Annotated in this window: 15 protein-coding genes; 5 read left to right on the top strand and 10 right to left on the bottom strand. The window is 62.7% G+C overall.

Features of this window, described 5'->3' with window-relative positions; all coding sequences use genetic code 11:
• The first annotated feature begins 124 nt into the window (after positions 1-124).
• Complete coding sequence (locus tag LR961_RS02785; protein WP_232146897.1) at positions 125-6,346, top strand: autotransporter outer membrane beta-barrel domain-containing protein; 6,222 nt, start codon at positions 125-127, stop codon at positions 6,344-6,346.
• Positions 6,347-7,118: 772 nt separating this feature from the next.
• On the opposite strand, the gene LR961_RS02790 is transcribed toward LR961_RS02785, so the two are convergent.
• Positions 7,119-8,423 carry an MFS transporter gene (locus LR961_RS02790; RefSeq protein ID WP_232146898.1) on the bottom strand — a complete coding sequence of 435 codons (1,305 nt, stop codon included), beginning with the start codon at positions 8,421-8,423 and terminating at the stop codon, positions 7,119-7,121.
• A 136-nt stretch (positions 8,424-8,559) separates the two neighbouring features.
• Between LR961_RS02790 and LR961_RS02795 the strand changes: the two genes are divergently transcribed.
• Entirely contained in the window at positions 8,560-9,144 is a 585-nt protein-coding gene (locus LR961_RS02795) for a TetR family transcriptional regulator (RefSeq protein ID WP_232146899.1), read from the top strand.
• Positions 9,145-9,217: 73 nt separating this feature from the next.
• On the opposite strand, the gene LR961_RS02800 is transcribed toward LR961_RS02795, so the two are convergent.
• From LR961_RS02800 to LR961_RS02830, 7 genes are all read right to left on the bottom strand, one after another.
• Positions 9,218-9,943, bottom strand: coding sequence for a nuclear transport factor 2 family protein (locus LR961_RS02800; protein WP_232146900.1), 726 nt, complete (start codon positions 9,941-9,943; stop codon positions 9,218-9,220).
• A 93-nt stretch (positions 9,944-10,036) separates the two neighbouring features.
• Entirely contained in the window at positions 10,037-11,080 is a 1,044-nt protein-coding gene (locus LR961_RS02805) for a helix-turn-helix domain-containing protein (protein WP_232146901.1), read from the bottom strand.
• Between the two features lie 264 nt (positions 11,081-11,344).
• The gene (locus LR961_RS02810) at positions 11,345-11,881 is read right to left on the bottom strand and encodes a Clp protease N-terminal domain-containing protein (RefSeq protein WP_232146902.1); all 537 of its coding nucleotides are present in this window, start codon (positions 11,879-11,881) and stop codon (positions 11,345-11,347) included.
• A gap of 7 nt (positions 11,882-11,888) precedes the next feature.
• Complete coding sequence (locus tag LR961_RS02815) at positions 11,889-12,107, bottom strand: Lrp/AsnC family transcriptional regulator (RefSeq protein WP_232146903.1); 219 nt, start codon at positions 12,105-12,107, stop codon at positions 11,889-11,891.
• A 614-nt stretch (positions 12,108-12,721) separates the two neighbouring features.
• Complete coding sequence (locus tag LR961_RS02820) at positions 12,722-13,849, bottom strand: agmatine deiminase family protein (protein ID WP_232146904.1); 1,128 nt, start codon at positions 13,847-13,849, stop codon at positions 12,722-12,724.
• A 105-nt stretch (positions 13,850-13,954) separates the two neighbouring features.
• Positions 13,955-15,187 carry a HAMP domain-containing sensor histidine kinase gene (locus LR961_RS02825; protein ID WP_232146905.1) on the bottom strand — a complete coding sequence of 411 codons (1,233 nt, stop codon included), beginning with the start codon at positions 15,185-15,187 and terminating at the stop codon, positions 13,955-13,957.
• Entirely contained in the window at positions 15,171-15,848 is a 678-nt protein-coding gene (locus LR961_RS02830; RefSeq protein ID WP_232146906.1) for a response regulator transcription factor, read from the bottom strand. Before LR961_RS02830 ends, LR961_RS02825 begins: the two co-directional genes overlap by 17 nt.
• Before the next feature lie 492 nt (positions 15,849-16,340).
• Between LR961_RS02830 and LR961_RS02835 the strand changes: the two genes are divergently transcribed.
• Complete coding sequence (locus tag LR961_RS02835; RefSeq protein ID WP_232146907.1) at positions 16,341-21,161, top strand: autotransporter outer membrane beta-barrel domain-containing protein; 4,821 nt, start codon at positions 16,341-16,343, stop codon at positions 21,159-21,161.
• 50 nt (positions 21,162-21,211) lie between these two features.
• Here the strand turns inward: LR961_RS02835 and LR961_RS02840 are convergent, their stop codons facing one another.
• Together LR961_RS02840 and LR961_RS02845 are read right to left on the bottom strand one after the other, a co-directional pair.
• Entirely contained in the window at positions 21,212-22,675 is a 1,464-nt protein-coding gene (locus LR961_RS02840; protein WP_232146908.1) for an amidohydrolase family protein, read from the bottom strand.
• Positions 22,665-22,952: a hypothetical protein gene (locus LR961_RS02845; RefSeq protein ID WP_232146909.1), complete on the bottom strand. Its 288-nt coding sequence runs from the start codon at positions 22,950-22,952 to the stop codon at positions 22,665-22,667. Before LR961_RS02845 ends, LR961_RS02840 begins: the two co-directional genes overlap by 11 nt.
• A gap of 173 nt (positions 22,953-23,125) precedes the next feature.
• On the opposite strand from LR961_RS02845, the gene LR961_RS02850 reads away from it, so the two are divergent.
• Together LR961_RS02850 and LR961_RS02855 are read left to right on the top strand one after the other, a co-directional pair.
• Positions 23,126-23,611 (top strand): RNA polymerase sigma factor, encoded by a 486-nt coding sequence (locus LR961_RS02850; protein ID WP_232146910.1) that lies wholly within the window; start codon positions 23,126-23,128, stop codon positions 23,609-23,611.
• On the top strand, positions 23,598-24,170 hold the full coding sequence (locus tag LR961_RS02855; RefSeq protein ID WP_232146911.1) for a hypothetical protein: 573 nt from the start codon (positions 23,598-23,600) through the stop codon (positions 24,168-24,170). The genes LR961_RS02850 and LR961_RS02855 overlap by 14 nt, the downstream gene beginning before the upstream one ends.
• Positions 24,171-24,172: the final 2 nt, after the last annotated feature.

Below are 24,172 nucleotides of genomic sequence, written 5' to 3' on the forward strand. Positions count from 1 at the left end.
CGGGAGTACGGTCAACGTACCTGGTGCGACTTACCCTTCCTCAACGTACAGCACGGCCACAGCAGATCTGGCTGGAGTAGGCATCCACGCGCAGAACACTGGAAGTACCGTCAATGCGACCAACGTGACGATCACCACTAGCGGTTCCCTGGCGCAGGGCATCCGGGTTCTGGGCGGCGGCAGGGTGGTAATGAGGGGGGGGCAGATAACTACGCTGGACACAACCGGCACGGCTACTGGCGCCGCCGATGCCGTCAGCATTCAGGGGGCGGGTACGACCGGACGGGTTGAGCTTTATGGAACACGCCTCACCACCTCCGGCGCGTACGCAAGCGGTGTAGAGGCCACCAGCAATGCAATTGCGCTGGTCGACGGAGCGGTAGTGGGAACCGCGGGCAACAATGCCTACGGCATAAGATCCGATGCCGGCGCCCTTGTTACGGTTCAGAATGGAACAACGGTAACAACCACGGGCGCAAATGCGCCTGCCTTCTCCGCCCGAAGCACCGGCGGTGGCAGCTCGCGAATTTTCATCAGCAACAGCACCGCGACCACTGAGGGCGACAATTCAGGCGGCTATTCGGCCGGCTCCACAAGTGCGAGCTTCCCCGGCGTTATCACTGCAACAAACTCGTCCGTTGAAACCAGCGGGGTTGCGGCGCATGGAGCAAACGCCAACGCGTTTGGAAGCACAGTTACATTGAGCGGAGGATCCGTCACAACGCATGGCAGCACCGCCCGGGGTCTATCGGCCACGAACAATGCAACGGTTTCAACAGATGGGACGGTGATTGTCACGACAGGCGCGAATGCAACAGGGGCGTATGCCTTTGGCTCGTCGGTTGCGACGTATGTACGCTTGACCAACTCGACCATTCAAACCAGCGGAAACAGCAGCAAAGGGCTTGAAGCCAGCACCCGTGGCGCTGTGGTGGCTTCCGGTACATCGGTCTCGACAACGGGCGCCTCTGCCCCTGGTCTATACACAGACAATGGTGCGGCGATCGATTTCTCCGGATCCACCATCACCACTTCGAACGCTTCTTCGCCAGGCATTCAATTTGGCGCCACAGGCATAGGCGCAACCAATACCGTAGTACTGACGAACGCGACAGTGAATTCTGCGGGGGACGCAGTCCTTGCAAGCGCCGGTGTGAACCTGCTCACGTTGAACAACTCGGTGCTCAACTCCGCCAGCGGTCGCGCAATCAATGTTCCGTCGTCAACAAGCACGACCATTACCGCCAACAGTTCAACCATCAATGGCATCGTGACTACGGCCGCCGGAAGTGGATCCACGCTGAATCTGCTTGGCACTTCACGCTGGAACATGGGGCTTACGAACTCGACACTGCGCAGCCTCACGATTGATGGCGGCACGCTGGGGTTTGAGGCCAACACTTCGCTAAGCGTGCCTACCGGCATACAGCTGCTTTCCGGAGGCGGGATTGCCGACACCAATGGCCATATGGGCACAATTGGATCCCAGTTCGCGGGGATGGGGGGCCTGACCAAGACGGGCCTCGGTACATTGATACTGACGGGTGCGAACACCCATGCGGGCGGCACCGCAATCAATGGCGGCACGCTCCGCATCTCCAGCGACGCAAATCTTGGAGCTTCAAGCGGACCACTGAGCTTTGACAACGGCACGCTGGAAACGGCGCTTGATATGGTGACCGCCCGCGCCACGACCTTGGCACTCGGCGGAGGCACGTTCGCCGTCACCAATGCCTCAACGCTCACCCATAACGGCACGGTCTCCGGCGCAGGCAGCCTCATCAAGAGTGGCGACGGCGCGTTGGTGCTGGCGGGAACGAACAGCTATGCCGGCCCAACGCATGTGGTGTCCGGGGCTCTCTACGCAAACGGCGACCAGACAGCAGCGACAGGGCCCGTCACAGTCGAGAATGGCGCAGTGCTGGGAGGGCGGGGTACGCTCGGCGGTGATGTGGCCATTCTCGATGGCGGCACGATATCGCCAGGCGCGTCCGGGCCAGCGGCTGGCACACTTGTGATCAATGGCGATCTCAGGCTTGCCCCGAACTCCCTGCTCGCCTACAGCCTCGGACAGGCCAATGTCGCCGGAGGCCCGCTTAACGATCTCACCGTGGTCCGGGGTGACGTGACGCTGGATGGGACGCTCAATGTTGCGACCTCGCCCGGTGGTGCCTTTGCCACGGGTGTCTACCGGATCATCAGCTACGGTGGAAGCCTGACCGACAACGGACTGTCGGTGGGCACCATTCCTTCGCCGAACTTTCACGTCCAGACCTCGATCAGCAATCAGGTCAACCTGGTCAACACCAACGGTCTGCTTCTCAACTTCTGGGACGGCGCCGCGGGCCCAAAGAACAACAGCGTGGTGGATGGCGGTGACGGCGTCTGGCAGAACAGCTCCGGCAATGACAACTGGACTGAAGCGACGGGCAGCATGAACGCTCCCTGGAGCCCGGGTGCCGTTGCAATTTTCCAGGGGGCATCCGGGACGGTAACCATTGACGACGGTCTTGGTGTCGTCAATGCATCCGGAATGCAGTTTGCGACCGACGCCTACGTTCTCTCTGGCCAACCATTGATGCTGTTGGAGGACGGCCCAGGCACAGGCCGCTCTGTGATACGCGTCGGCGACGGCACAGCCTCCAGTGCGGCCATGTCCGCGACCATTTCTGCCGTTCTGGAGGGAAACACCAATCTCGAGAAAACCGATCTCGGCAATCTTGTTCTTACAGGCTCCAACAGCTACACGGGCGGCACCACCATAAGCGGTGGCACCTTGCAGCTGGGCAACGGTGGCACAAGTGGTAGTGTCCTTGGAGATGTGACCAACAACGGCGCGTTGAACTTCAATCGATCAGACAGCACTGTATTTCTGGGTGCCATCTCGGGCAGCGGTTCGGTGCGCCACATTGGCAGCGGTACCACCACTCTGGTTGGCGCCAACAGCTATGCGGGCGGCACAACGTTCAACGATGGCGTGTTGCAGGTGTCAAGCGACACCCATCTTGGAGCGTTGACCGGTGGACTCCACTTTGACGGCGGCACGCTGGGTACGACGGCCGATATGGCTACGACGCGTGTGACTACGCTCGATGCCAACGGGGGCACGTTCGCGACGGCGGCGGCCACGACGCTTGTTCACTCCGGCATGATTTCCGGCGTCGGTACCCTCCGCAAAATCGGAGACGGCGCGCTCATCCTGACAGGCGACAGTACCTACGCAGGAGGCACGGTGATTTCAGCCGGGGCACTGCAACTCGGCACTGGCGGCACCGACGGATCGATCATTGGCAATGTGCTCAACGACGGTACGCTGCTCTTCAACCGCTCCGATGACATCGCCTTTGATGGCGTCATATCTGGTTCGGGACAGACGGCACAGATAGGAAGTGGCACGACGGTCCTCACCGGCAACAACAGTTACAGCGGTCCAACCCTGATTTCCTCGGGCGCGCTGTTCGTCAATGGCGACCAAACGGCCGCGGCGGGACTGACAACTGTTGCTGGCAACGCGATCCTTGGTGGGGCAGGGGTCATTGGTGGTGATGTGATCGTGGCCGACAACGCGACACTCTTCCCGGGGAACATCACCCCGGGACGCGAGACGCTCACGATCAAAGGCGATCTGACACTCAATGCCGGTTCGCTACTCGACTACAGTTTTGGCGCTGCTGATGTCGTAGGTGGGCCGTTCAACGACCTGGTGGTCGTCGGCGGAGATCTGGTGCTCGACGGGACGCTGGATGTGACCGTGACCCTGGGAGGCAGCTTCGGCACCGGGACCTATCGACTGATCAACTATGCAGGCGCCCTAACCGACAACGGTCTGACGCTTGGCACCTTGCCCTCATCAGCCTTTCATGTGCAGACGTCGATTGCCAAACAGGTCAACCTAGTCAACACAAACGGTCTATTGCTCAACTTCTGGGATGGAGCGGCGGGGCCGAAGAATGATGGTCATATCAATGGCGGCGATGGCCTTTGGCAGAATCACTCGGGCAATGAAAACTGGACACAGATCACGGGCACACCGAATGCCCCTTGGGCCGATGGCGCGTTCGCCATCTTCCAGGGAGCCCCTGGAATCGTATCTGTGGACAACAGCCTTGGCGCGGTGACCGCATCCGGCATGCAGTTCGCCGTGGATGGCTATCGCGTCAACGGGAATTCGCTGGGCCTGGTCGGACCTGCAGCGGAGATCCGTGTCGGCGACGGAACGGCCGCGGGGGCGGATTTCACTGTAACCATCGATGCGCAGATCACCGGCAGCAGCCAACTGGTAAAGACCGACCTTGGTACCCTGGAGCTGACCGGCAGCAATAGCTATGGGGGTGGAACATCGGTCAATGGTGGTGTGCTGCAGGTATCCGACAACAGCAATCTCGGGGCATTGGCCGGCGCCCTGCGCTTTGACACCGGCACGCTGCGGACGATTGCCAACATGGCAACTGCGCGCGTGACCACCATCGATACGAATGGAGGAACGCTCGAAACGGCCTCAGGCACGACGCTCATCCACGCTGGTGTGATCTCCGGTGCAGGCATGCTCACCAAAGCCGGGGCCGGTACGCTGGCACTGACGGCAGATAGCACCATTGGCCGCACGGCGATTCTCGCCGGAACGTTGCAAGTTGGTGTTGGCGGCACGAGCGGTTCGATCACGGGCGACGTCATCAATGATGGCGTTCTCTCGTTCAATCGGATCGACGATGTCACGTTCTCAGGCCGCATAACGGGCAACGGATCCGTTGTGCAGGCGGGAAGCGGAACCACGATCCTGGCTGGCGCCAACACCTATCTGGGCGAAACGCTTGTCTCCGCGGGCGTATTGCAGGCCGGTGGCGCAAACAGCTTCAGTGCGGACTCCTCACATCGGGTAGCACAGGGCGCCATGCTCTCGTTGGCAGGCCATGATCAGACTGTTCGCACGCTCATCAATGCCGGGCGAGTGAGCATGGCTGCGAACGACGTTTCTGCGCTTGGCACGGTACTGACCGTGACGGGCGACTACGTTGGCGAGGGAGGAACAACAAGATTCAACACCCAGCTCGACGGTGATCGATCTGCAACCGACCTGTTGCGGATAGACGGCAACAGCACAGGTCACAGCCAGGTCCAGGTGATCAATGTAGGCGGAGCTGGCGCACAGACGGATCGCGGCATCAAGCTGATAGACGTGGCGGGTGCGTCGAATGGCGTATTCCAGTTGCTTGGCGATTTCACGGCAACGACAGGCCAGCAGGCAGTGGTGGGTGGTGCCTATGCGTACACGCTCAACCAGAACAGCGACACAGCCGATGGAGACTGGTATCTGCGTTCAGAGCTGCGCGATGGCGGCGGGACGAATGTCGATCCTGCCTACAATCCTGGAACTCCGCTTTACGAGAGCTACCCGCAGGTCCTGCTCGTGCTCAACACACTACCGACGCTGCGCCAGCGAGTTGGTGCCAGGTCGTGGACCGATGGCGACGACAGTGCCGTGGCTGGGAACAGCACTTGGGGTCGGATCGACGTTGGTCGTCGCCGGTCCGATTCAGGTCATTCCACCACGGGTGCCACGCAACGCAGCGATGGTTACGCCTTGAATCTAGGGCTCGACATCACACTCAAAGAGGATGATGGATGGGGCGTTCTCGTTGGCGGGTTGACGGCGCTCCATGGTGTCGACCGCACGGATGTGCGGTCGATCCAGGGCAATGGACGGATCAGGACTGATGCGTATGGACTTGGCGCGACGATGACCTGGTACAACCCCAATGGGTTCTATGCAGATGCGCAGGCCGCTTACAGCTGGTACGCCAGCGACCTCGATTCCAACACCGCCGACAGGTCCATGGTCGAGGACAACGATGGCCGTGGCGTGGCGGCTTCGATCGAGGCGGGGTGGAAGCGGAATCTTGGCCAGACCTACAAGCTCACGCCACAGGCACAACTGGTCTATTCGCAGGTCAGCTTTGATACGTTCAGTGATGCCTTCAGGGCCCGCGTTTCGGATGACAAGGGCGAAAGCGTGCGGGGACGGTTGGGGCTTGCCCTTGAACGTGAAGCCCATGGGCTCACATCCAATGGCCGCGACAAGGGCTCCCACGTCTACGCCATCGCCAATATCTATTACGAGTTCCTGGACGGCGTCCGGGTAACGGTCGCAGGAGCCGACGAAAGCGACCCGGTTCCGTTCGCAACTCACGACGATCGCTTCTGGGGTGGCCTTGGCATCGGCGGCGTAAATAGTTGGAACGAGAACAGGGTTTCACTGTTTGCAGAGGTGAATATCGACACCAGCCTCCAGCATCTTGGAAATTCGCCCCTGCTCCGTGGCCGTGTTGGTGTTCGCGCAAAATGGTGAAATTGGCACCTTCAACCAATGGTGAGGATGTCGCTGCACAGCGGATGCATGGTCTCTGGAGCCGCTGTTCTGCCGTTTAATCCGAATGGCTGATTTGCTGGGAGCTAGAGAAAGGAACCCTTTAGCTTGGACCCGACAAAGGAGTACGTAGGATTCTGCTTGAATGTTGGCAATTTCTCAGGTTGAGACGACCGAGCCAGCACGGTCAAACTATGGGTTTCAACAGTGGCCAATCTATGCTTTCACGCACAAGAAAAGGCACCTATCAACGGTGCCTTTTTCGTTTGGTGCCTACTTGGTGCCTACATGTGGCTGGCTAAGCAGCTGGTGGTCCCACCATTGAATCAATTGCTTAGCCCTGTTTTTATCGAATCAGGGCAGGGGTTGTGGGGAGAAGTTCGCGGAGAGATTCCGTGATCGATCGATCAATGCCGCCCCGTTGCGCACAGTGTGAAATCAGTTGCTCAGCGCTGTTTTGCACTGCTTGAAGCAGATGTCCGGGCGTAATTCTTTTGAGAAGTTCCGTCGCTTGTCCGCAATGGTGTGGAGAAGCGTCCAGGCGACTCCGGCACGTTCCGCAAGCTATTCAATCGCATCGTTGGGCCGACGCCGGGCGAGTACCGGCGACGGTTCAACACGGGATGGGGGCGTGTGCTTGCAGCCTCCGCAATCCATGCGAAGAGATGCAGATCATGCCTCAATGCCGGGCGCGGATGCCGCCAACAGCAGCTGTCCACGTTGTCCGAACAGCCGAATGCGTGTGCCTTCTGCTCTACGCTGATCTGGACAGCGTGCGGGCGCCTGCGCAGGTAAGCAACGCCGCCAATGCCAGCGCCGCGGCTACCCACAGGTTGCCGGAGATCCCAACGGGATCGGCGCTGCAATCGATGTGGTCCGAGCGCTGGAGAGCCCGGCTGGTCAGCCATGAGGTGACCAGCACAACGCCGCCTGCGCACAGCGCAACGACGAAGCCAGCGTGAGAGTCGAAGCGATCGACCACCTGGCCGGACACTGCAGCACCTGCCGCCACGCCGACATTCAGGCCCGCCAGCAGCCAGGTCATGCCTTCGGTCACACGTCGCGCAGGAACCCGCCGTTCAATCAGTGACATCGCCACGATCATCGTCGGCGCGAAGAACAGCCCGGCCAGCAGAACCGCCGATGCCAGCTGGACGGTGCCTGTGACGTAGAGCAGCGGCACGGTAGTCAGCGCAGTTGCAGCACCGCCCAGCAGCAATTGCCGGTGCAGCGGAAGCGACATGCGCCATGCGCCGAACAGCAGCCCCGCCGTGCAGGAACCGAGCGCGTACGCAGACAGCACAAGGCTGGCTGCGCCGGGTTGGCCAAGCGCAGCGGTGAATGCAACGCTGGTGATATCGATGCTGCCGACGATGAGGCCCATCGCCATCATCAGCACGACCAACCAGAGAACGCCTGGGAAAGCGATCATCGGCTGTTGCTTGTGAGTCGTCGCTTCGATCAACTCCACGGCAGGCTCGGTACTCCGCTGCGCGACCAGTGCAGCGACGCCGATGGCCAGCAACACCGCCGCGGCCAACACGCCTGCCTGGGGCATCAGCGCGATCGACAGGCCGACCGCGATGGGCGGCCCGGCGATGAAGCTGAGCTCATCAAGCACCGTCTCCAGGGAGTAAGCCGCCTGCAACAGGGGACGACCACGATGCAGTGCAGTCCAACGCGCGCGCACCATCGCCGAGACGCTGGGCATGCAGCCTGCAAACAAGGCGGCGACAAACAGTGTCCAGTCGGGTGCGTCCCGCCAGGTGGCGGCGGCAAGCAACAGCAATCCGAAAACGCTGACCGCAGTGGCGATGGGCAGCACACGCCCTTGCCCGCGTCGATCAACCAGCCGCGAGACCTGCGGCGAAACGATCGCGTAGGTCAGAACAAACAGCGCGGACACCGCACCGGCCAGGGCGTAGCTGCCTCGCAACGAAGACAGCAGACTGATGATGCCGATGCCCGTCATCGGCAGCGGCAGGCGGGCGATCAGCCCTGCCAGCGCCAGGCCCGGCGTGCCGGGCGTAGCAAACAGTTCGCGATAAGCGGTAGCCAACAGGGGTCTCCAAAGCGGCCGGACTTGCCTGGCACAGGTCGCGCCATGACAATACATACAGAGCGTATGAATAAGAGGCTACATTCATACGCGCCGTATGTAAACAATCATGCACACCGTATGTAAGGAGCTCCGGATGGTCCGCCGCACCCGCGCTGAAATGGAAGAAACCCGCGCCAACCTGCTGTCCACTGCCCGCCGGGTGTTCAGCGAACACGGCTATGCGGCCACCTCGATGGACGACCTGACCGCCCAGGCCGGGCTTACGCGCGGTGCGCTTTACCACCACTTCGGTGACAAGAAGGGGCTGCTGGCAGCCGTGGTCGAGCAGATCGATGCCGAGACCGATACGCGGCTGCAGGCGATCAGCGATGCTGCTGAGGATGCCTGGGAGGGATTCCGCCAGCGGTGCGTCGCCTACCTGGACATGGCACTGGAACCGGAGGTCCAGCGCATCGTGCTGCGCGATGCACGTGCCGTGCTCGGCGGAGCTTCACCCGACTCGCAGCGACATTGCGTCGCCTCGATGCAGCGGTTGATCAGCAACCTCATCCAGCGGGGAGTGATCGCGCCGGTGGATGCACAGGCGCTGGCATCGCTGATCTACGGCAGCCTCGCAGAGGCCGCGTTCTGGATTGCCGAAGGAGACGACGCCAGTGCGCGTCTGGTACAGGCGACGGCCGCACTTGAACTGCTGTTGCGCGGACTGAAAGTCGCTTGAGATTGCGTCAGGCTTCGGTGAGCGCCGGAGTGGTTCCGACCTGAAACGGCCATCCTTGGCCTGATTCAGCCACTCAGCGGCTGGTGACCGGATCGACTCGCGCGGCACCTGCTTCGGCTTCCAGACTCTGGATGATGGCGGTGGCGACATCGCGGGTGGATTGCCAGTTCATGCCGGTGATGAGCCGGCCATCGATTTCCACATGCGATGTGTTGCGGACGCCATGACGGAACAGCCCCTTGCTCTCCAACAGACGCTGCTCGATCGAGAACGGAAAGGTCTTGTAGTAGGCCGCACTCTTGTCCTCGAATGCATCGGGATAGCGGGTGGCGGTCTTGCTGATGATCTGCCATTGCCCGCCAAGCTTTTTCAGCAGGAACAGATCTACGAAGCGCGCCTGGTCCTTGCCGATCAGGATCTCCGCCTTCGCCGTTGCGATGTTGCCATCGACCTGCGTGCCGAGCAGACGGCCGATACGGCCATTGAACTGCCCCGGGTTTTTGCTGAACCAGCCGGCGTACTCGGTGATGCTCACCTCGCGCATGCCGTCCGTTCCCTGGCTCAGGTACAGGCGTGCCTCAGGGTGAAACGCACGTCGGAGCTGGTCGGCCTGGTTGTAGGAACTGCCCTGCAGGTAGTCCTGGATGACCGCAGCGACCTGACCGTCCTCGGTGGCGGGCTCGGCGTGGGCGAGGCCGCTGAGCAACAGTGCGAAAAGGGCGATTCCAAACCGTTGGATGAGGCTTGCGTGCTGCGGTACTGCACCGGCGGTTGCCGGCTTGGATGGCGTTGCTGACATGGAGGGGCTCCGGTTGATGGATGCCCCGGATTCTGTCGGATGCCTTTGTGGATCAATATCTTGGTGTGCGTTTCCGAACTCCGGAAACGTGTTTCAGGAGCTGGGATCCAGCCGCGTCTGGGCCAGTCGCCATGCTGCCGGCGTCATCCCCTCGGCCTTCTTGAAGCTGCTGTAGAAGGTGGACATGGACAGGAAGCCGGAGGCCTCTGCGACGTGTTCCATCGGCACCGGGGCCGGCGCGCGCAGCAACTGCTTGGCGGCCTCGATCCTCAATTGCGCCAGGTACGGTTTGAAGGCGGTCTTGTGGTTGTCGTTGAGCAACTGCGACAGGCGCGCCGGCGGCAGGTTGAGACGGCTTGCGACCTTGGACAAGGTCAAGCCGGCGTTCTTGTACAGGTGCTCGTCGGCCATGAGTTTGTGCAGGGCCTGCAATGCCGCTTCGGCTTCGGTCGAGTCGATCTTGCGGTCCTGGTAGGGCGCGATGGCGGGGCGTGGCTTGCGCCGGGTGAGAACCACGACGCCACTCAGGTACAGCACGACCGAGAACGACAGCGCGCCGACAATGTACGAGGTCAGGCCGGCAGTGACATAAGCCAGCCATATCAGCGCAACGCCCGCGATGACCGAGGCGACATGGGTGCTGGTCAGCGCGTCGGGTGCCCCACGGGCGTGACCTTGCCGGGTGGCGCGGAAGAACAGCCACGATGCGACCAGCAGGCAGACCAGCCAGCCCACCTGGATGAAACGCCATACCGGCCCGGCCCACAGGCTCACGTTGTCGGTATAGGGGTAGGCCACGCCAAAGCCGGTGGCGAGCGCGAGCAGGCTCAATGTCAATGCCGGGTCGTAGCGGGTGTGCTGGCGTTTGGGGTCGGCCCAGGCACGCACAAAACCGATCAGGCATACGCCGATGAGGAAGCAGGCAGTCAGCCCGATCTGCAGGACCAGCTTGGAGATCTCCGGCCAGAAGTAGAACAGCACGGATTTCCCGGTGCGCAGGCTGAGCATCAGTACCAGCGCGGCTAACCACCGTTGCGCCGGCGTGACGGGTTGTCGCCATAGCAGGTACAGCGACAACGCCACGCCATTGAAGGCGCCCAGTCCGGCAAAGAAGAACAGCAGGTATGACTCGAACATGGATGCCATTGCCAGCGAAGGAGGCCTGAAGGGAGCGAGCGGGTTATAGCTGAACTCAGTGCGCTGGATTATGTCTGTTTTGGGGCGCATGGCGCCCCATGGTCAGGGGCGGAGAGCGTGTTTCGACGGGCCCGCAAGGCTCCCGTACGGGAGTTCATCCCATCGCCGAACGGTTGCATCCACATGGTGCTGCAACGCTCGCAACACCGGGCTTTCAACTGCAGTCGAGCCGGTCCGTTGCGATCCATCCGCAGCACGACACGCTCAGGCATTGCTTGCGCGTGCGGTGCGCGAAGCAATCGCCGCTGATGCCGCTTCGGTGATCTGTACGGTGCTGATTCCGAGCGACCGGAAGGCGCGGCTTGCAGGCGTGAACGCCTCCTGGGCCACGCTCAGCAGAACATCCGCGCCGAGCAGGCTGCGTCCCTTCCGTTTGCTGCGCGACTGTGCCAAACGCTGGACAAGCGTTTGGCCGGAAGCGTCTGCCTGGTAAAGCCTGCCTTTTGGAGCAACCAGTGCGTCGGTAGGCGGCCCTGGCAGCGCCGCCGGCCGCGCCATGCCGACGGATGAAAGTGCGGCCTCATGCTGTGAATCCAGCGCGCCAAGGAAATCCGCCTCGGTCAGCGAAAGATGCTTGAAAGCCTCGATCGCGGTTCTGTCATCCAATCCGAGTGCCGCCAGTACGAAGTGCTCGGAGCTTGGCTTGGCACGGCCATGGCCGCGTGCAATCTCCTCCGCAGCACTGCAAAGCTCGGCCAGGGTTCGGGAGTCCTGCGCATATCGACTGAACAACGTAAGCATGGTTGCGTCATCCCTTTGCGGTGGGTTGGAGGTGTGAAAGGCGCCGATGTGCGGCCTGCTTGGAGACACCCAGGGCCTCGGCGATCTGGGACCACGACCAGCCGTCGCGCAGCGCGGCATGCACGGCGCGGGCCTCGAGTTCATCGGCCAGTTGCCGCAGCGCCAGTACGGCGGCGAGGGCGTCGGCGCTGTTGTCGGGATCAGGTAGCGTCTTGGGCAGCGTCATGTCGTCAACATTAGTTGACGAGATTGGGGGTGTCAATACATGTTGACGATGCCGAGGGCAGGGCGGGATTCCTGCTGCTGGGTGCCTGGTTCAGGCCCAAAGCACCGTGCCGGGCCTGATGCTCTCCGTTTGAAGCGGTACGGATGCAATGCTTGAATCAAGCAGAGTCGCGAAACGGTCGGACAACGTAATCACACGGCGAGCGTTCCGCCTCGATGAGGCAGCTCGTAGCGATGTCCAAAGCAGTGCCGGAAATCTCAGCTTTTGCGCGGGCCGCTGTGGGACGACGGAGTGATGTACTACCACGATCCACAGCGACCAAGGTGGCCACTTCAACGCGAATAGTGGCACCGCGGCATCGCCCACAAACGCCGTCCGTGGGAAGTGAAGCGGCATCGGCAGCCGAAGGCCGCGCCTGATGCAACGAACCCGCGTGTGCGGGTTGGTTGCGGACCATCACGTCAATGCTGGCGCAGGTATCCAGGCAAGCGGTAATGCCTGGTGAGTGTCGGAGTACAACGACCCGACCGCCAAGCAGCACCACCGGCGTAGCACGTGCTCGTCATCAGCGGACGAAAGATATCAATGGAATCTCAGCTGCCAGCATGGAGCCATCACAACGCGGCGGGCTGCTGCTGGGTAACGCAATGCACCATGCCGCCGTTGCGGTACAGGTTGCGCACATCGATACCCACCACGGTGCGGCCTGGATACAGGCGCTGGAGAATGGCCTTGGCGACTGCGTCGTTGGGGTCTTTGTACTCCGGAACGAGCACCACGGTATTGCCGACGTAGTAATTGACGTAGGAACCCTTGTAGCCGAGTTCGTAGCCGTAACTGGTGACCACGTCGCGCTGGGTCAGCGGCAGTTGCACGAAACGGTAGGGTGCCTCGTCGATGTCGGTGGCGCGGTACAACGCGGCCACGTCGGTGTCCGACAGGCCCCATTCGCGCAGATCCGCGTGATTCATGGTGACGATGGTGTCCGGTGTGCCAAAGCGAGCAAAGCCATCGATATGCATGTCGGTGATGTCTTCCTTGCCGCCGGGTGCGCCGTCGAGCCAGATGAACTTGGCCACGCCCAGTTGGTCGCGCAGTACCTGCTCGAACTCGGACTGGCTCAGGTCCGCGTTGCGGTTGGGCTCACGCGTGGAACTGCGCGTGGCCATCAACACGCCGCGACCATCGACCTCGATCGCGCCACCTTCCAGCACCACATCGTTGAGGTCTACGCTGGGCAGACCATGCGTGCGTGCCACAGCACCGGGCACGCTGTCGTCCTTGCGGTACGGCGCGTCGTAGCCCCAACCGTTGAAGCCCCAGTCGGTGATGGTCAGTTTGTCGTTGCGGTCGTAGACGAACACGGGGCCGTTGTCGCGCACCCAGACGTCGTCGGTGGGGCGGACCAGGAAGTCAACCTTCGCCAAGGGCACGCCCGCGCCCTGAAGGACATTGCGTACGCGGGCCTTCTCGGCGTTGTTGTAGACGACGATGTGCACGTTCTCGCTGCTGACCAATGCACGCGTCATGGCCACCCATGTGGGCTCGATCCGGTCGCGGTAGGCGCGGCCGTAGGTGTAGTCATGCGGCCATTGCAGCCATGTGCCCTCATGCAGGGACGTTTCGTCGGGCATGTAGCCGGACTGGGCATTGGCGCTGCCGGGCAGGGCGAAAGCAGAAGCGAAGAGGATGCTGGTCATCAGCGAAAGCCATTTGGTGCGGGTGGTGGCGGAAGTAGGCATGGGGAGCGCTCAGGTAACGGGCTGCGGACGGCGTATTGCCGTTGGGCAGGGCCTACCTTAGGGAGCGAACCTGATATCTACCTGACGGCCTCCCGCCGCCGCTCGCTACAGGCGCAGTTCGGTGCGCGCCCCGCCGCCGGCACGGTTCTCCAGGCGCAGTTCGCCGCCGTGCAGTTGCGCGATGTGCCGGACAATGGACAGCCCCAGGCCGCTGCCGGGGCTGTTGGGGCCGGACACGAAGGGCTCGCCGATGCGTTGCAGCAGCGCATCGGGGAACCCCGGGCCGCGGTCTTCGACGACGACGGAGTGGCCCGCCACGGTCACGCGGATCGGCTCGCCGTTCCCGGCTTTTGCCGTATGTACCAAGGCGTTCTCGATCAGGTTCCGCACAGCGGTCTGGACCAGCTGAACGTCGGCGTTCACCACCGATTCGGTTGCGTGAAATTCGATCTGCTCATCCTCCGGCAGCACGGATTCGACCAGCAGGTCCAAACGCACCGGTTCTTTCGAAACGGGCGTGGCAGCGGTGTCCAGCCGCGCCAGCAACAGCAGCTTGTCCACAAGGCGGGTTGTCTGTCCAGCCACGCGCTCGACCTTGCCAAGTATCTGTGCGGGCGCCTCGCGCCCATCCCTTGCGGATTCGCACAATGCCTGCAATCGCGCGACCGGCGTGCGCAGTTCATGCGCAGCGGCGGAAAGGAAGCGCTCCTGCTGCTGGAAGGACGCGATTGCCGGGCGCATCGAACGCCGCGACAGGAAATAGCCGACCACTATTCCGAACGCCGCAAAGCCAAGGGCGATCAGCAAGGTCGAGCGCACGAAGGCCGACTGTGCCGCATCGCGCGCGGCGGGATCGCCCAGCACCAGGATGATGGCCGCAGGACGATCGCCTTCGTCGTAGGTTTCCTTGGCATACAACAGGAATGGGCGACCACGCCCGTCGCGGTCTTCTTGGACCGTATCGGCACCGTCGCGTATCGCCGCTTCAGCGGTACCAATCGGGTCGGCGAGTTCGAACTGCGGCTGGTCCGGGCGCAGCAGCACCGTCGCAGGCGTACCGTGGCCGACTACCCAGATATCGGCGCCCCCATCCAGCACGTCGGCTTCCTTGCGCAGCACTTCGTCATGGAATCTGCCGTCGGTATCGAACCAGGTGAGCCCGTATACCGCAGTCGCGCGAAGCCGCAGAGTGGAGGTGATGTCGAGTTGGGTCAGCCGGGCATGCGTGAGGATCGCGACCACGCACAACGCGATCACGCAGAACAACCAGGCCAGGCTCCAGATCGCCGTCAGGCGCAGGTGCAACCGGCGCAGCAGCCGGTCACGCGCGCGTGGCATCGGGGCTTTCCAGCAGATAGCCCGTGCCGCGTACGGTGCGCAGCAACGGTGGATCGCCGAGCTTGCGGCGCAGGGCGGCAATCAGCACTTCCTCGGCGTTGGAGGCCGGCTGCTGGTCCTCGCCCCAGCAGGCCGCGAGGAGGTCCTGTCGCGATACCACCTGTCCCGCACGTTCGGCTAGAAGTTGCAGCAACGCGAACTCCTTTGGCCGCAGCGGCAATGCGATGCCACCGCGTCGTGCCGCGCGTCGTGCCAGGTCGATTTCAAGGTCGGCGATGCGGATCGTACTGGGCCGGATCGCGCTGCCACGACGACCGATTGCACTGATGCGGGCGACCAGTTCGTCCATCGCGAATGGCTTGACCAGGTAATCGTCGGCGCCTCCGGCGAAGCCATCAACGCGGTCCTCGATCGAGTCGCGTGCCGTCAGGAACAGTGCCGGTGCAACGATGCCGGTCTGGCGCCAGCGCAGCAACGCGTCCAGGGCATCGCCATCGGGCAAGCCGCGATCAAGCAGAAGTACATCGTAGGCATACGACTGCACGAAGGATTCCGCCTCAGCTAGGTCGCGGGCCTCGTCCACCGCATGGCCTTGCGCGCGCAGCCGGCTGGCAACGGACTCGCGCAAATCGGACTGATCTTCGAGAACAAGCAGGCGCATCGCGGCAGGATACTGCCACCGCTGCGCGAAACCCAGAGCAGTCTGGGGGCGGGGGGAATGGCGTTTCAAATGGTGCGACCCCATCCCGCTGCCCGGGCCTCCTGCGGCGGGTGCCTTTGAGTACCAGCGGGCTTCCACCTTGCAGCTGTCTGCTTTCGGCCAGCAGCGGACCGTGTTGTGGGTGACGAGGGGTCACCATATCTCAGACGATTTTTCCGGAACGCGCTCATCTCCAGCCTTCCGCAACACCAGTAAAAGTACGGCCCGAGAGCCAGTTCTTCTACGGCTGCAACGTCCTGGAATTTTGCATAACGTAAAACCGCCTCGCCCGCGATACCAGGACGTATTGGCACCCAGTCAACTGATCGAGTTCCGCTCATCCGTGTCGATTGCATGAGCTGATCGAGCTGGAGGACGCAGGATGGAGAGACGAGTCGGCGGCCGCTTCAGCCATCACGCACAGCCAGATGCGAACGATCGGGAAGAGTCATCATGAGAATTGACGAGGCAGCATCCGCGACCTCAAAAAAAGTTGGAAATCGTATCGGTTTCGACTGCGCCTCACGACCTGATCTGTCGTGGTGGCCGGACACTTCTGCTGCACTCATTGGGTTATCTGTTCTTTTTGCGGCGAACATGGCAGAGGCGCAAGTCACGACCTGCTCCGGGCAGACTGCCGGCTGCAGAATAGACCAGGCTCTGTTCGGCAATTCCCCAGCAACCGCGCCAATTGGCAACGACACCGCTGGAGGGCTGACTATCGGCTACTCGAGTAATGGAGTTCTTGGCATCCAGGGCGGCACCACAGTCGTCAGTAGCTTCTCCTTCAATGGGATTGGAAACACGATTGGCGACCTGACGACCGGAACGGGCACAGTGACCGTAAGCGGCCTCAACTCCGCTTGGAACTCATCAGGCAATGCCCTCATCGTCGGCAATTCTGGAACGGGCACACTCAATATTCAGAGCGGCGCCCAGGTCGTAAGCACGGGTGGCGGGATCGTTGGCAATAGCGCCACTGGCTCGGGCACAGTGACAATGGACGGGCCGGGCTCACTCTGGCGGACCAACACTGCCAGCATCACGATAGGCAGTGCAGGACGGGGCACGCTAGCAGTCCTGAACGGCGCAAGTGTCTCCACCAACTTCCTGGACATTGGTGGAAGCGCGAATGGGTCGGGCGCAGTCACTGTGAATGGTTCTGCCTCGGTAGTGCAGACAACTGGCATGCGTGTAGGCACCGCCGGTACAGGGACGCTTGCGATCGAGAACGGCGGGACGGTCAACAACAATGGGAACGTGTTCATTGGCAACGGTGCGTCCGGCTCTGGCGTGGCCACGTTGAGCGGCGCTCAGACCAACTGGAACAACAGCGGCGGTATTTATGTCGGCCTGTTCGGTACAGGTGCGCTCACCGTTGCTGACGGTGCAACGGCAAGCGGCAGCTCAATCAACGTGGCTGCTCGCACTGGAAGCAAGGGCACTGTCAACATCGGTGCAGCGGCCGGCGCAGCGGCCGCCGCCCCAGGAACGCTGGCTGCTTCGTCCGTCGAGTTTGGCCCTGGTGCGGGCCTGCTTGTCTTCAACCACAGCGCAGCCGACCATACGTTTGTACCCGCCATCAACGGCCCCGGCGCGGTCAGCGTTCTTTCCGGGACGACCATCTTCGCCGCCGACAAGGCCTACACCGGCGGCACCACCATCTCCGGTGGCACCTTGCAGCTGGGTAGCGGCGGTGCTTCCGGATCGGTCGTCGGCAACATCACCGACAATGGAACGCTGGCGTTCAACCGGGGTGACGTCTACACGTTTGGCGGCGTGATTTCCGGCACCGGTGTGGTGAATCAGTTGGGCGCCGGAACCACCATCCTGACCGCCGATAACACCTACACCGGCAATACCACGATAGCCTCGGGCACGTTGCAGCTTGGCAATGGCGGTGCCTCAGGGGCAGTCGTCAGCGACGTCGCCAACGACGGGGCGCTAGCGTTCAACCGGAGTGACAGTCACACGATGGCCGGCCTGATCTCCGGCACCGGCACGGTCAATCAGATCGGAACCGGGACCACCGTTCTGACCGCTGGAAACACTTACAGCGGCGGCACCACGATCTCGGCCGGCACGTTGCAGCTTGGCAACGGCGGAGCCGCCGGTTGGATCGTCGGCGACGTCACCGATAACGGTGCGCTGGCATTCAACCGCAGCGACGTCCAGACATTCGCCGGCACCATCTCCGGCACGGGCACCGTAAGCCAGATCGGTGCCGGCACCACGGTGATGACGGGCGCCAACAGTTACGCCGGTGCCACAACGGTGGCTGCTGGCGGCCTCTACATAGACGGGAATCAGTCTGGGGCAACCGCAGCAACCAGTGTTGCTGCCGGCGCTACACTCGGTGGGTCAGGCACCATCGGCGGAAGCGTTACGGTTGCCGACGGCGCAACGCTGTCACCTGGCAGTCTGTCGAACGCACCGGGCACACTCGCGATCAACGGCGATCTATCGCTCAACGGCGGCTCGCTGCTTGCCTACAGCCTGGGTGAGGCCAATGCGGTGGGCGGCGCATTCAATGATCTGGTGACGGTTGGCGGCGATCTGGTCCTCGATGGCGTCTTGAACGTAGTAACCACACCAGGCGGATCGTTCGACACGGGCATCTATCGACTGATCAGTTACGCAGGAGCCCTGACCAACAGCGGGTTGGCCATCGGCACGATCCCCTCACCGGACTACTACGTCCAGACCTCGGTCGCCAACCAGGTCAATCTGATCAACACCAGCGGTCTCACGCTCAACTATTGGGATGGTGCCGCTGGTCCGAAGAACGACGGGATCGTCAATGGCGGCGTCGGCGTGTGGCAGACCTCGGCTGGCAACGACAACTGGACCAACGCCGTAGGCACACCCAACGCACCGTTCAGTGACCGCGCATTTGCAATATTCACCGGTCTGTCTGCAAACGTCAGCGTCGACAACAGTCTCGGCCCAGTGACCGCGTCAGGGATGCAGTTCGCAGTCGATGGTTATGTGGTCGGTGGCGACGTGCTGACCCTGGTGGACGACTCGTCCGCCCCGGGCATCTCGGTGATCCGGGTCGGTGACGGCACCGCGGCAAGCGCTGGCTACACCGCTACCATCAACGCGGTACTGACCGGCTCCAGCCAACTGGTCAAGGTTGATGGCGGCACGTTGGTGCTCACCGCCGCCAACACCTATTCTGGCGGGACCTTGATTCGTGACGGCGGGATATCGATCGCCAACGATGCAAATCTTGGCACGAGTGCTGGCAGCATTGTCTTTGAGGGTGGCACCCTGCTGACCACCGAGGACCTTTCCTCTGCGCGGGTGACAACGGTTGGGACCGGTGGCGGCACCATCGACACCGCCGCAGCGACGAACTTCGTCCATAGCGGCGCAATCTCCGGACCGGGCATGCTGACCAAGAACGGCGGAGGCCGCCTGACGCTGCTGGCCGACACCACCTATTCGGGCGGCACGGTGATAGGGGATGGCACCCTGCAGCTCGGCAATGGCGGCACATCGGGCGCGCTCGTGGGCGATGTCACCAACAACGGTCTGTTGGTCTTCAACCGGTCCAACATGATCGGATTCGCGGGCGCGATATCGGGTACCGGTGGGGTCGACCAGATCGGCACCGGCACTACCGTATTGAGCAGCACGGCCAACTCCTACAGTGGAGACACCCGCGTCAATGCGGGGGTATTGCAGGCCGGTGCCGCAGCTACCTTCAGCCCTAACACGGCTGTGACCGTCGCAGCTGCCGCCAGGCTTGATCTCAATGGTTTCTCACAGACCGTCGCCGGCGTGACCAATGCCGGGCGAATCATCTTTGGTGCAGGTGCAGCGCCCGGCACCACGCTTACCACGCGAGATTACGCCGGCCTCGGCGGCACACTGGAGATAAACACATTCCTGGGCGGTGATGGGTCACCGTCGGACCGGCTGGTGATAGACGGTGGCGCCGCTTCCGGTAGCACGATCATCGTCGCCAGTAATGCAGGTGGGCTCGGCGACGTTACCACCGGCAATGGCATTCTCGTGGTGGATGCGGTCAATGGCGGGGTGACCAGCGGCACTGCGTTCGCGCTCAGGGCGCCGGTGGTGGCCGGACCATACGAGTATGGCCTGCGGCGGGGCAGCGTTGATGCGAGCTCGGCCGAAAGCTGGTACCTGCGCTCCACCCTGGACTGCGGGGCTGCCGGTGCGCCTTCCCCCCCTTGCCCGTCACCGCCGGACCCGCCCGTGCCTCCACCGGATCCGCCGGCTTACAGGCAAGAAGTGTCCTTGGCTGCTGCACTCCCCACCATGGCTGCCATCTACGCGCGCGCAGTCGTTGACACGCTGCATGAGCGAGTGGGCGATGAACACCTGCTCAGCCAGCGCGGAGTCTCCTCACCAGACGCTGGCCTTGGCGGCGCGTGGGTACGGGCGCTGCACCACGACGGCGAACGAGATGGCGGCAACCAGGGCATCTATGGAAGCAGAGGGCCTGGCTTCGACTACGCATTTGATGTGCTGCAACTGGGCGTGGACCTTTACCGCTCCATCAACCAGGACGGCAGCCATCGGCATGCCGGTGGTTACCTGGCCTACGGAAAGGCGCGTGGGAGGGTGCGGCACAATCTTCTCGACTACGATTTCCATGCGGGCACGGACGAATTCGATGCGCGCACCGTCGGCGCGTACTGGACAGCATTCTCGCCCCGTGGTGCTTATGTGGACACCGTGGCGCAGTACACGTGGTACGACATGCGGGCCAGATCCACCCGGTTGCCGGACACCTTCACCAACGGGACTGGCGTGTTGGCGTCCGTGGAAGTGGGCTGGCCCTGGATGATGGGCGTGGAACGAAGCGGTGATAAGCCGGAGGCAGGCTGGCGCTTGGAGCCTCAGGCCCAGGTCATCTGGCAGAAGACCGCGCTGGACGACCTTGTCGACGAGACCGCGCGAGTACGTTACAGCGATGGCGACGCCAGCGTTGGCAGGTTGGGTGTGCGGCTCAGTCGGCTCGGCCAGCGAGCGTCAGACTCAGGCGATCGAGCAACAAGCTGGTGGATCCGCGGCAACGCTTGGCACGATTTCAGTGGTTCGCCAACAACCGAATTTTCCAGTGCAAGCGGCTACGTCCCCTTCACTGCAGACCTCGGCGACAGTTGGGGCGAAATTGGCTTGGGCGGCACCTGGCAGGTTAGTGCCGGCGGCTATCTCTTCGCGGATGCTGACTACACGTGGAGCTTCGATGGCGAAGAATCATCATGGAATGGAAAGTTGGGCATGCGTTGGCAGTGGTAGAGCTTTGCACGCACGGACGCGCTAACGACAAGTATCTCGATTCGGGGCGTTTATCGACGCACGATGCTTGCTGTTCGTGATTCAAAATCCACGCTGCCAAGAATCTGCTCGGGTGTTCCGGCTTTTCCATCGGTGAGCACAAGCGTCACCTCGCGCAGGCCTGCTGGATCACCAAGCGGGTTGCTCCCGAAGAAGACGATATCGGCCTCCATGCCTTCGGCAATGCGCCCGGTGCGGTTGCCGATGCCCAATGCATCGGCGGCATCCGATGTCGCGAGCCGGAGTACATCCCAGTCACGGATGCCGGCACGCAGGTGCAGTTGCAGTTCGCGGCTGTACGCCGGTCCGCCACCATTGCCATCGGTGCCCACCAGAATGGGAACGCCTGCGGCATGCAACCTTCGCGCGAAATCGAGCACCTTGGGCATTGCTGCCCGCGCTTTCCGGTGGTCCTCTTCGCTCATGCGCGGCAGGAAGCTCAGCAACGCCTCCAGGTTGGCCGGGTGAAAGTAGGCCCGGTCCTCGGGCGGAAGCACGCTGTCCAGGCGATCGCTGTTGTAGGTCAGCTCGTTGACGCCGAGCGTCGTGCTCACGACCACACGCCGCTGGGCCAGCACCACAAGCATCTCCTGTATCAGCGGGCCATCGAAGTCGGCCAGTTCAAACCAACGGAAAAGATAGCGGGCGTCTGCGCCACGCTCGGCCAGGTAGGTGGCGCGCTGCTTGGGTTCCAGCAGGTCGGAGCTGGTGGGCAGGGTATGTTCCAGGCCATCGATGCCGAGCCGTGCCGCCTGCGTCCAGCTGATGGTGTCCAGGTGTGCGATCGCCTTGAGCCCGTTCCGGTGCGCTGCCTGGATGCCCTGCTTGAGTTCATCGGCATCCAGTCCGCTGTAGAGCTTGAAGTAGCGCATGCCCATGTCGGCCTGGCGCCGGGCTTCCGCATTCCATTCCGTCTCCGAGCGCGGATAGGCGAACGCGGTACCGCCAAATGGTGGGGGCTGGATGACAGCGCCCGCATGCAGTGCTTCGGGGCCAAGCAACGCGCCCGTCCGGATCTGCGCATCGTAACGGGCGTTCGCCGCAGGATCGCCGCCGGGGTTGCGAACCGTCGTGATGCCGAAGGCGAGGGCGACGGCGGCGTTGTGCCGGGTGATCGCATCGACACTCGGAATGCTGATGAGAGGATCGCCATCGACCACTTCGACGCTGTGCGGGCCCGAGGTGATGTGGGCATGCCCATCGATAAGGCCCGGCAGGGCGTAGTGGCCTGTCATGTCCACCGAACGTTCCGGCGCCGGGCCCTTCCACTCGCCAGTACCGACCGCCGCGATTTTGCCGTCGTTGATCAGGACGTAGGCGTCGTCCACCACGCGCTCGGCATTGGGGTCCACCAGCGAGAAGCCGTGATAGAGCACGCCCGCGGGCACCACGTGCGTCGTGGCAACCGAATTGCAGCCCAGCAAGGATGCGCAGACCAGAAGCGCGATCAACGCCTGTCCGATATCACGCCGCATCGCCGCGCCTCCCGGGCAGGAGCTTGCCCAACAGTTTCCGGCGCAGTTGGACGACAGTAATGCCCAGCAGTGCAGCCGCGACCCAGAACAGCACCTCGGTGGCTACAAGCGCCACGCTCAGCAGGGCGATCCGCGCGCCGGTCCCGACGCCGAACGCCACCGATATGGCAAATGTGGCCCATGCCGCCAGGCAGATTGCACCGCCCACAGCAAGGATTCCCTTCTTTCCCTTCGAGCGGCCGAGCGCTGCGACCAGCTGGCCAATCGTCTTTCTCATGGTCGTTTCCCTGTGTAGTTTTCGCTGGCGCCTGCTCGCGATGAACAGGCCAGTCCCTTGGGTAGTAACCTCCGGGCGCTGGTTTCTTACCGTTAACGCAATCAGGAACTGCGTGTAAGAAATCACTGCCGCCGAGCGACTGTGCGCATGTACTGACTGGAGACACTGCCCCGATGCATCCGTTGTGGCCCGACGTCCAACTCCACCTGCCACGCGTATGGCGGGCGGTCCGCGCCTACGAGCGCGACCGGGGTGCGCAGGAGGACCTGGTGCAGGAAGTGTTGCTGGCCGTGTGGCAGGGGCTGCCACGGCTGCGTGATCCCGCCCGGCTCCCTGCCTACATGCTTCGCATTGCCCACAACCTCGGCGCCAGCCACGTGCGGCAGGCCGTGCGCACGCCGGACCGCTCACACCTGGACCAGGAGGCAATGGAGTCCATTGCCGATGCCGCATCGGCTCCCGGCGAAGCCGACACGCAATGGCTGCTTGACGCGCTGCGCCTGATCCCGCTGCCCCAACGACAAGTGCTCCTGCTGCAACTGGAGGGCTTCGATTACAAGGAGATCGCCGAGATGCTTGGCATCAGCACCGACAACGTGGGCGTGCGGGCGCACCGGGCCCGCAAGGCACTGCAGGAGATCCACGATGGACATCAATGACGACGCCCTGCGCACGCTCTGGCAACGCCAGCAGCCCCCCTCGGGCCTGGCCGACGCGATGGCCCGGAAGATCCAGCGGCACCGCCGCGTCGAGAAGCTGCGCCGCGTCATCGAAGTCGCATTGACGGTCGCGGGAGTTGCCCTGCTCACGTGGCCGGTAGCGGATGGGCGGCTGTCAGCGGGCCAATGGTTGTTGATCCCGTTCTTCTCGGTGTTCCTCGTCGCCAGCTGGACCATCCTGCTGCGACAGCAGGCCGACCAACACACCGCCGCCCGCGAGCCGGTGTCGGTCTACGCCTCCATCCGGAAGCTGCAACTGCGCAACAGGCTGCGGCACCTGAAGCTGGCCCATGTCTCGGCGCTCGCGCTGAGTGGCTATGCCCTGATCAGCCTGATCGCCTGCCAACTGCTCGGCACGACCGAGTGGCAGCACGCCGCGCTCCGCCTGGCGGCGTGGGCCATCGTCTGGATGGGCGGAACCTGGTGGCTGGTCAGGAGACAAGGCGCGACGATACGGCAGGAGTACCGTCGCATCGCGCGGCTTGGCGCAGGCGACTAACG

The organism is Stenotrophomonas sp. SY1, assembly GCF_021202945.1.
Classification (GTDB): Bacteria; Pseudomonadota; Gammaproteobacteria; order Xanthomonadales; family Xanthomonadaceae; genus Stenotrophomonas.

Bases quoted from the DNA above. Each gene is read 5' to 3' on its own strand.
- LR961_RS02795 (WP_232146899.1), top strand. From the start codon at position 8,560: ATGGTCCGCCGCACCCGCGCTGAAATGGAAGAAACCCGCGCCAACCTG.
- LR961_RS02800 (WP_232146900.1), bottom strand. From the start codon at position 9,943: ATGTCAGCAACGCCATCCAAGCCGGCAACCGCCGGTGCAGTACCGCAG.
- LR961_RS02805 (WP_232146901.1), bottom strand. From the start codon at position 11,080: ATGTTCGAGTCATACCTGCTGTTCTTCTTTGCCGGACTGGGCGCCTTC.
- LR961_RS02810 (WP_232146902.1), bottom strand. From the start codon at position 11,881: ATGCTTACGTTGTTCAGTCGATATGCGCAGGACTCCCGAACCCTGGCC.
- LR961_RS02815 (WP_232146903.1), bottom strand. From the start codon at position 12,107: ATGACGCTGCCCAAGACGCTACCTGATCCCGACAACAGCGCCGACGCC.
- LR961_RS02820 (WP_232146904.1), bottom strand. From the start codon at position 13,849: ATGCCTACTTCCGCCACCACCCGCACCAAATGGCTTTCGCTGATGACC.
- LR961_RS02825 (WP_232146905.1), bottom strand. From the start codon at position 15,187: ATGCCACGCGCGCGTGACCGGCTGCTGCGCCGGTTGCACCTGCGCCTG.
- LR961_RS02830 (WP_232146906.1), bottom strand. From the start codon at position 15,848: ATGCGCCTGCTTGTTCTCGAAGATCAGTCCGATTTGCGCGAGTCCGTT.
- LR961_RS02835 (WP_232146907.1), top strand. From the start codon at position 16,341: ATGAGAATTGACGAGGCAGCATCCGCGACCTCAAAAAAAGTTGGAAAT.
- LR961_RS02840 (WP_232146908.1), bottom strand. From the start codon at position 22,675: ATGCGGCGTGATATCGGACAGGCGTTGATCGCGCTTCTGGTCTGCGCA.
- LR961_RS02845 (WP_232146909.1), bottom strand. From the start codon at position 22,952: ATGAGAAAGACGATTGGCCAGCTGGTCGCAGCGCTCGGCCGCTCGAAG.
- LR961_RS02850 (WP_232146910.1), top strand. From the start codon at position 23,126: ATGCATCCGTTGTGGCCCGACGTCCAACTCCACCTGCCACGCGTATGG.
- LR961_RS02855 (WP_232146911.1), top strand. From the start codon at position 23,598: ATGGACATCAATGACGACGCCCTGCGCACGCTCTGGCAACGCCAGCAG.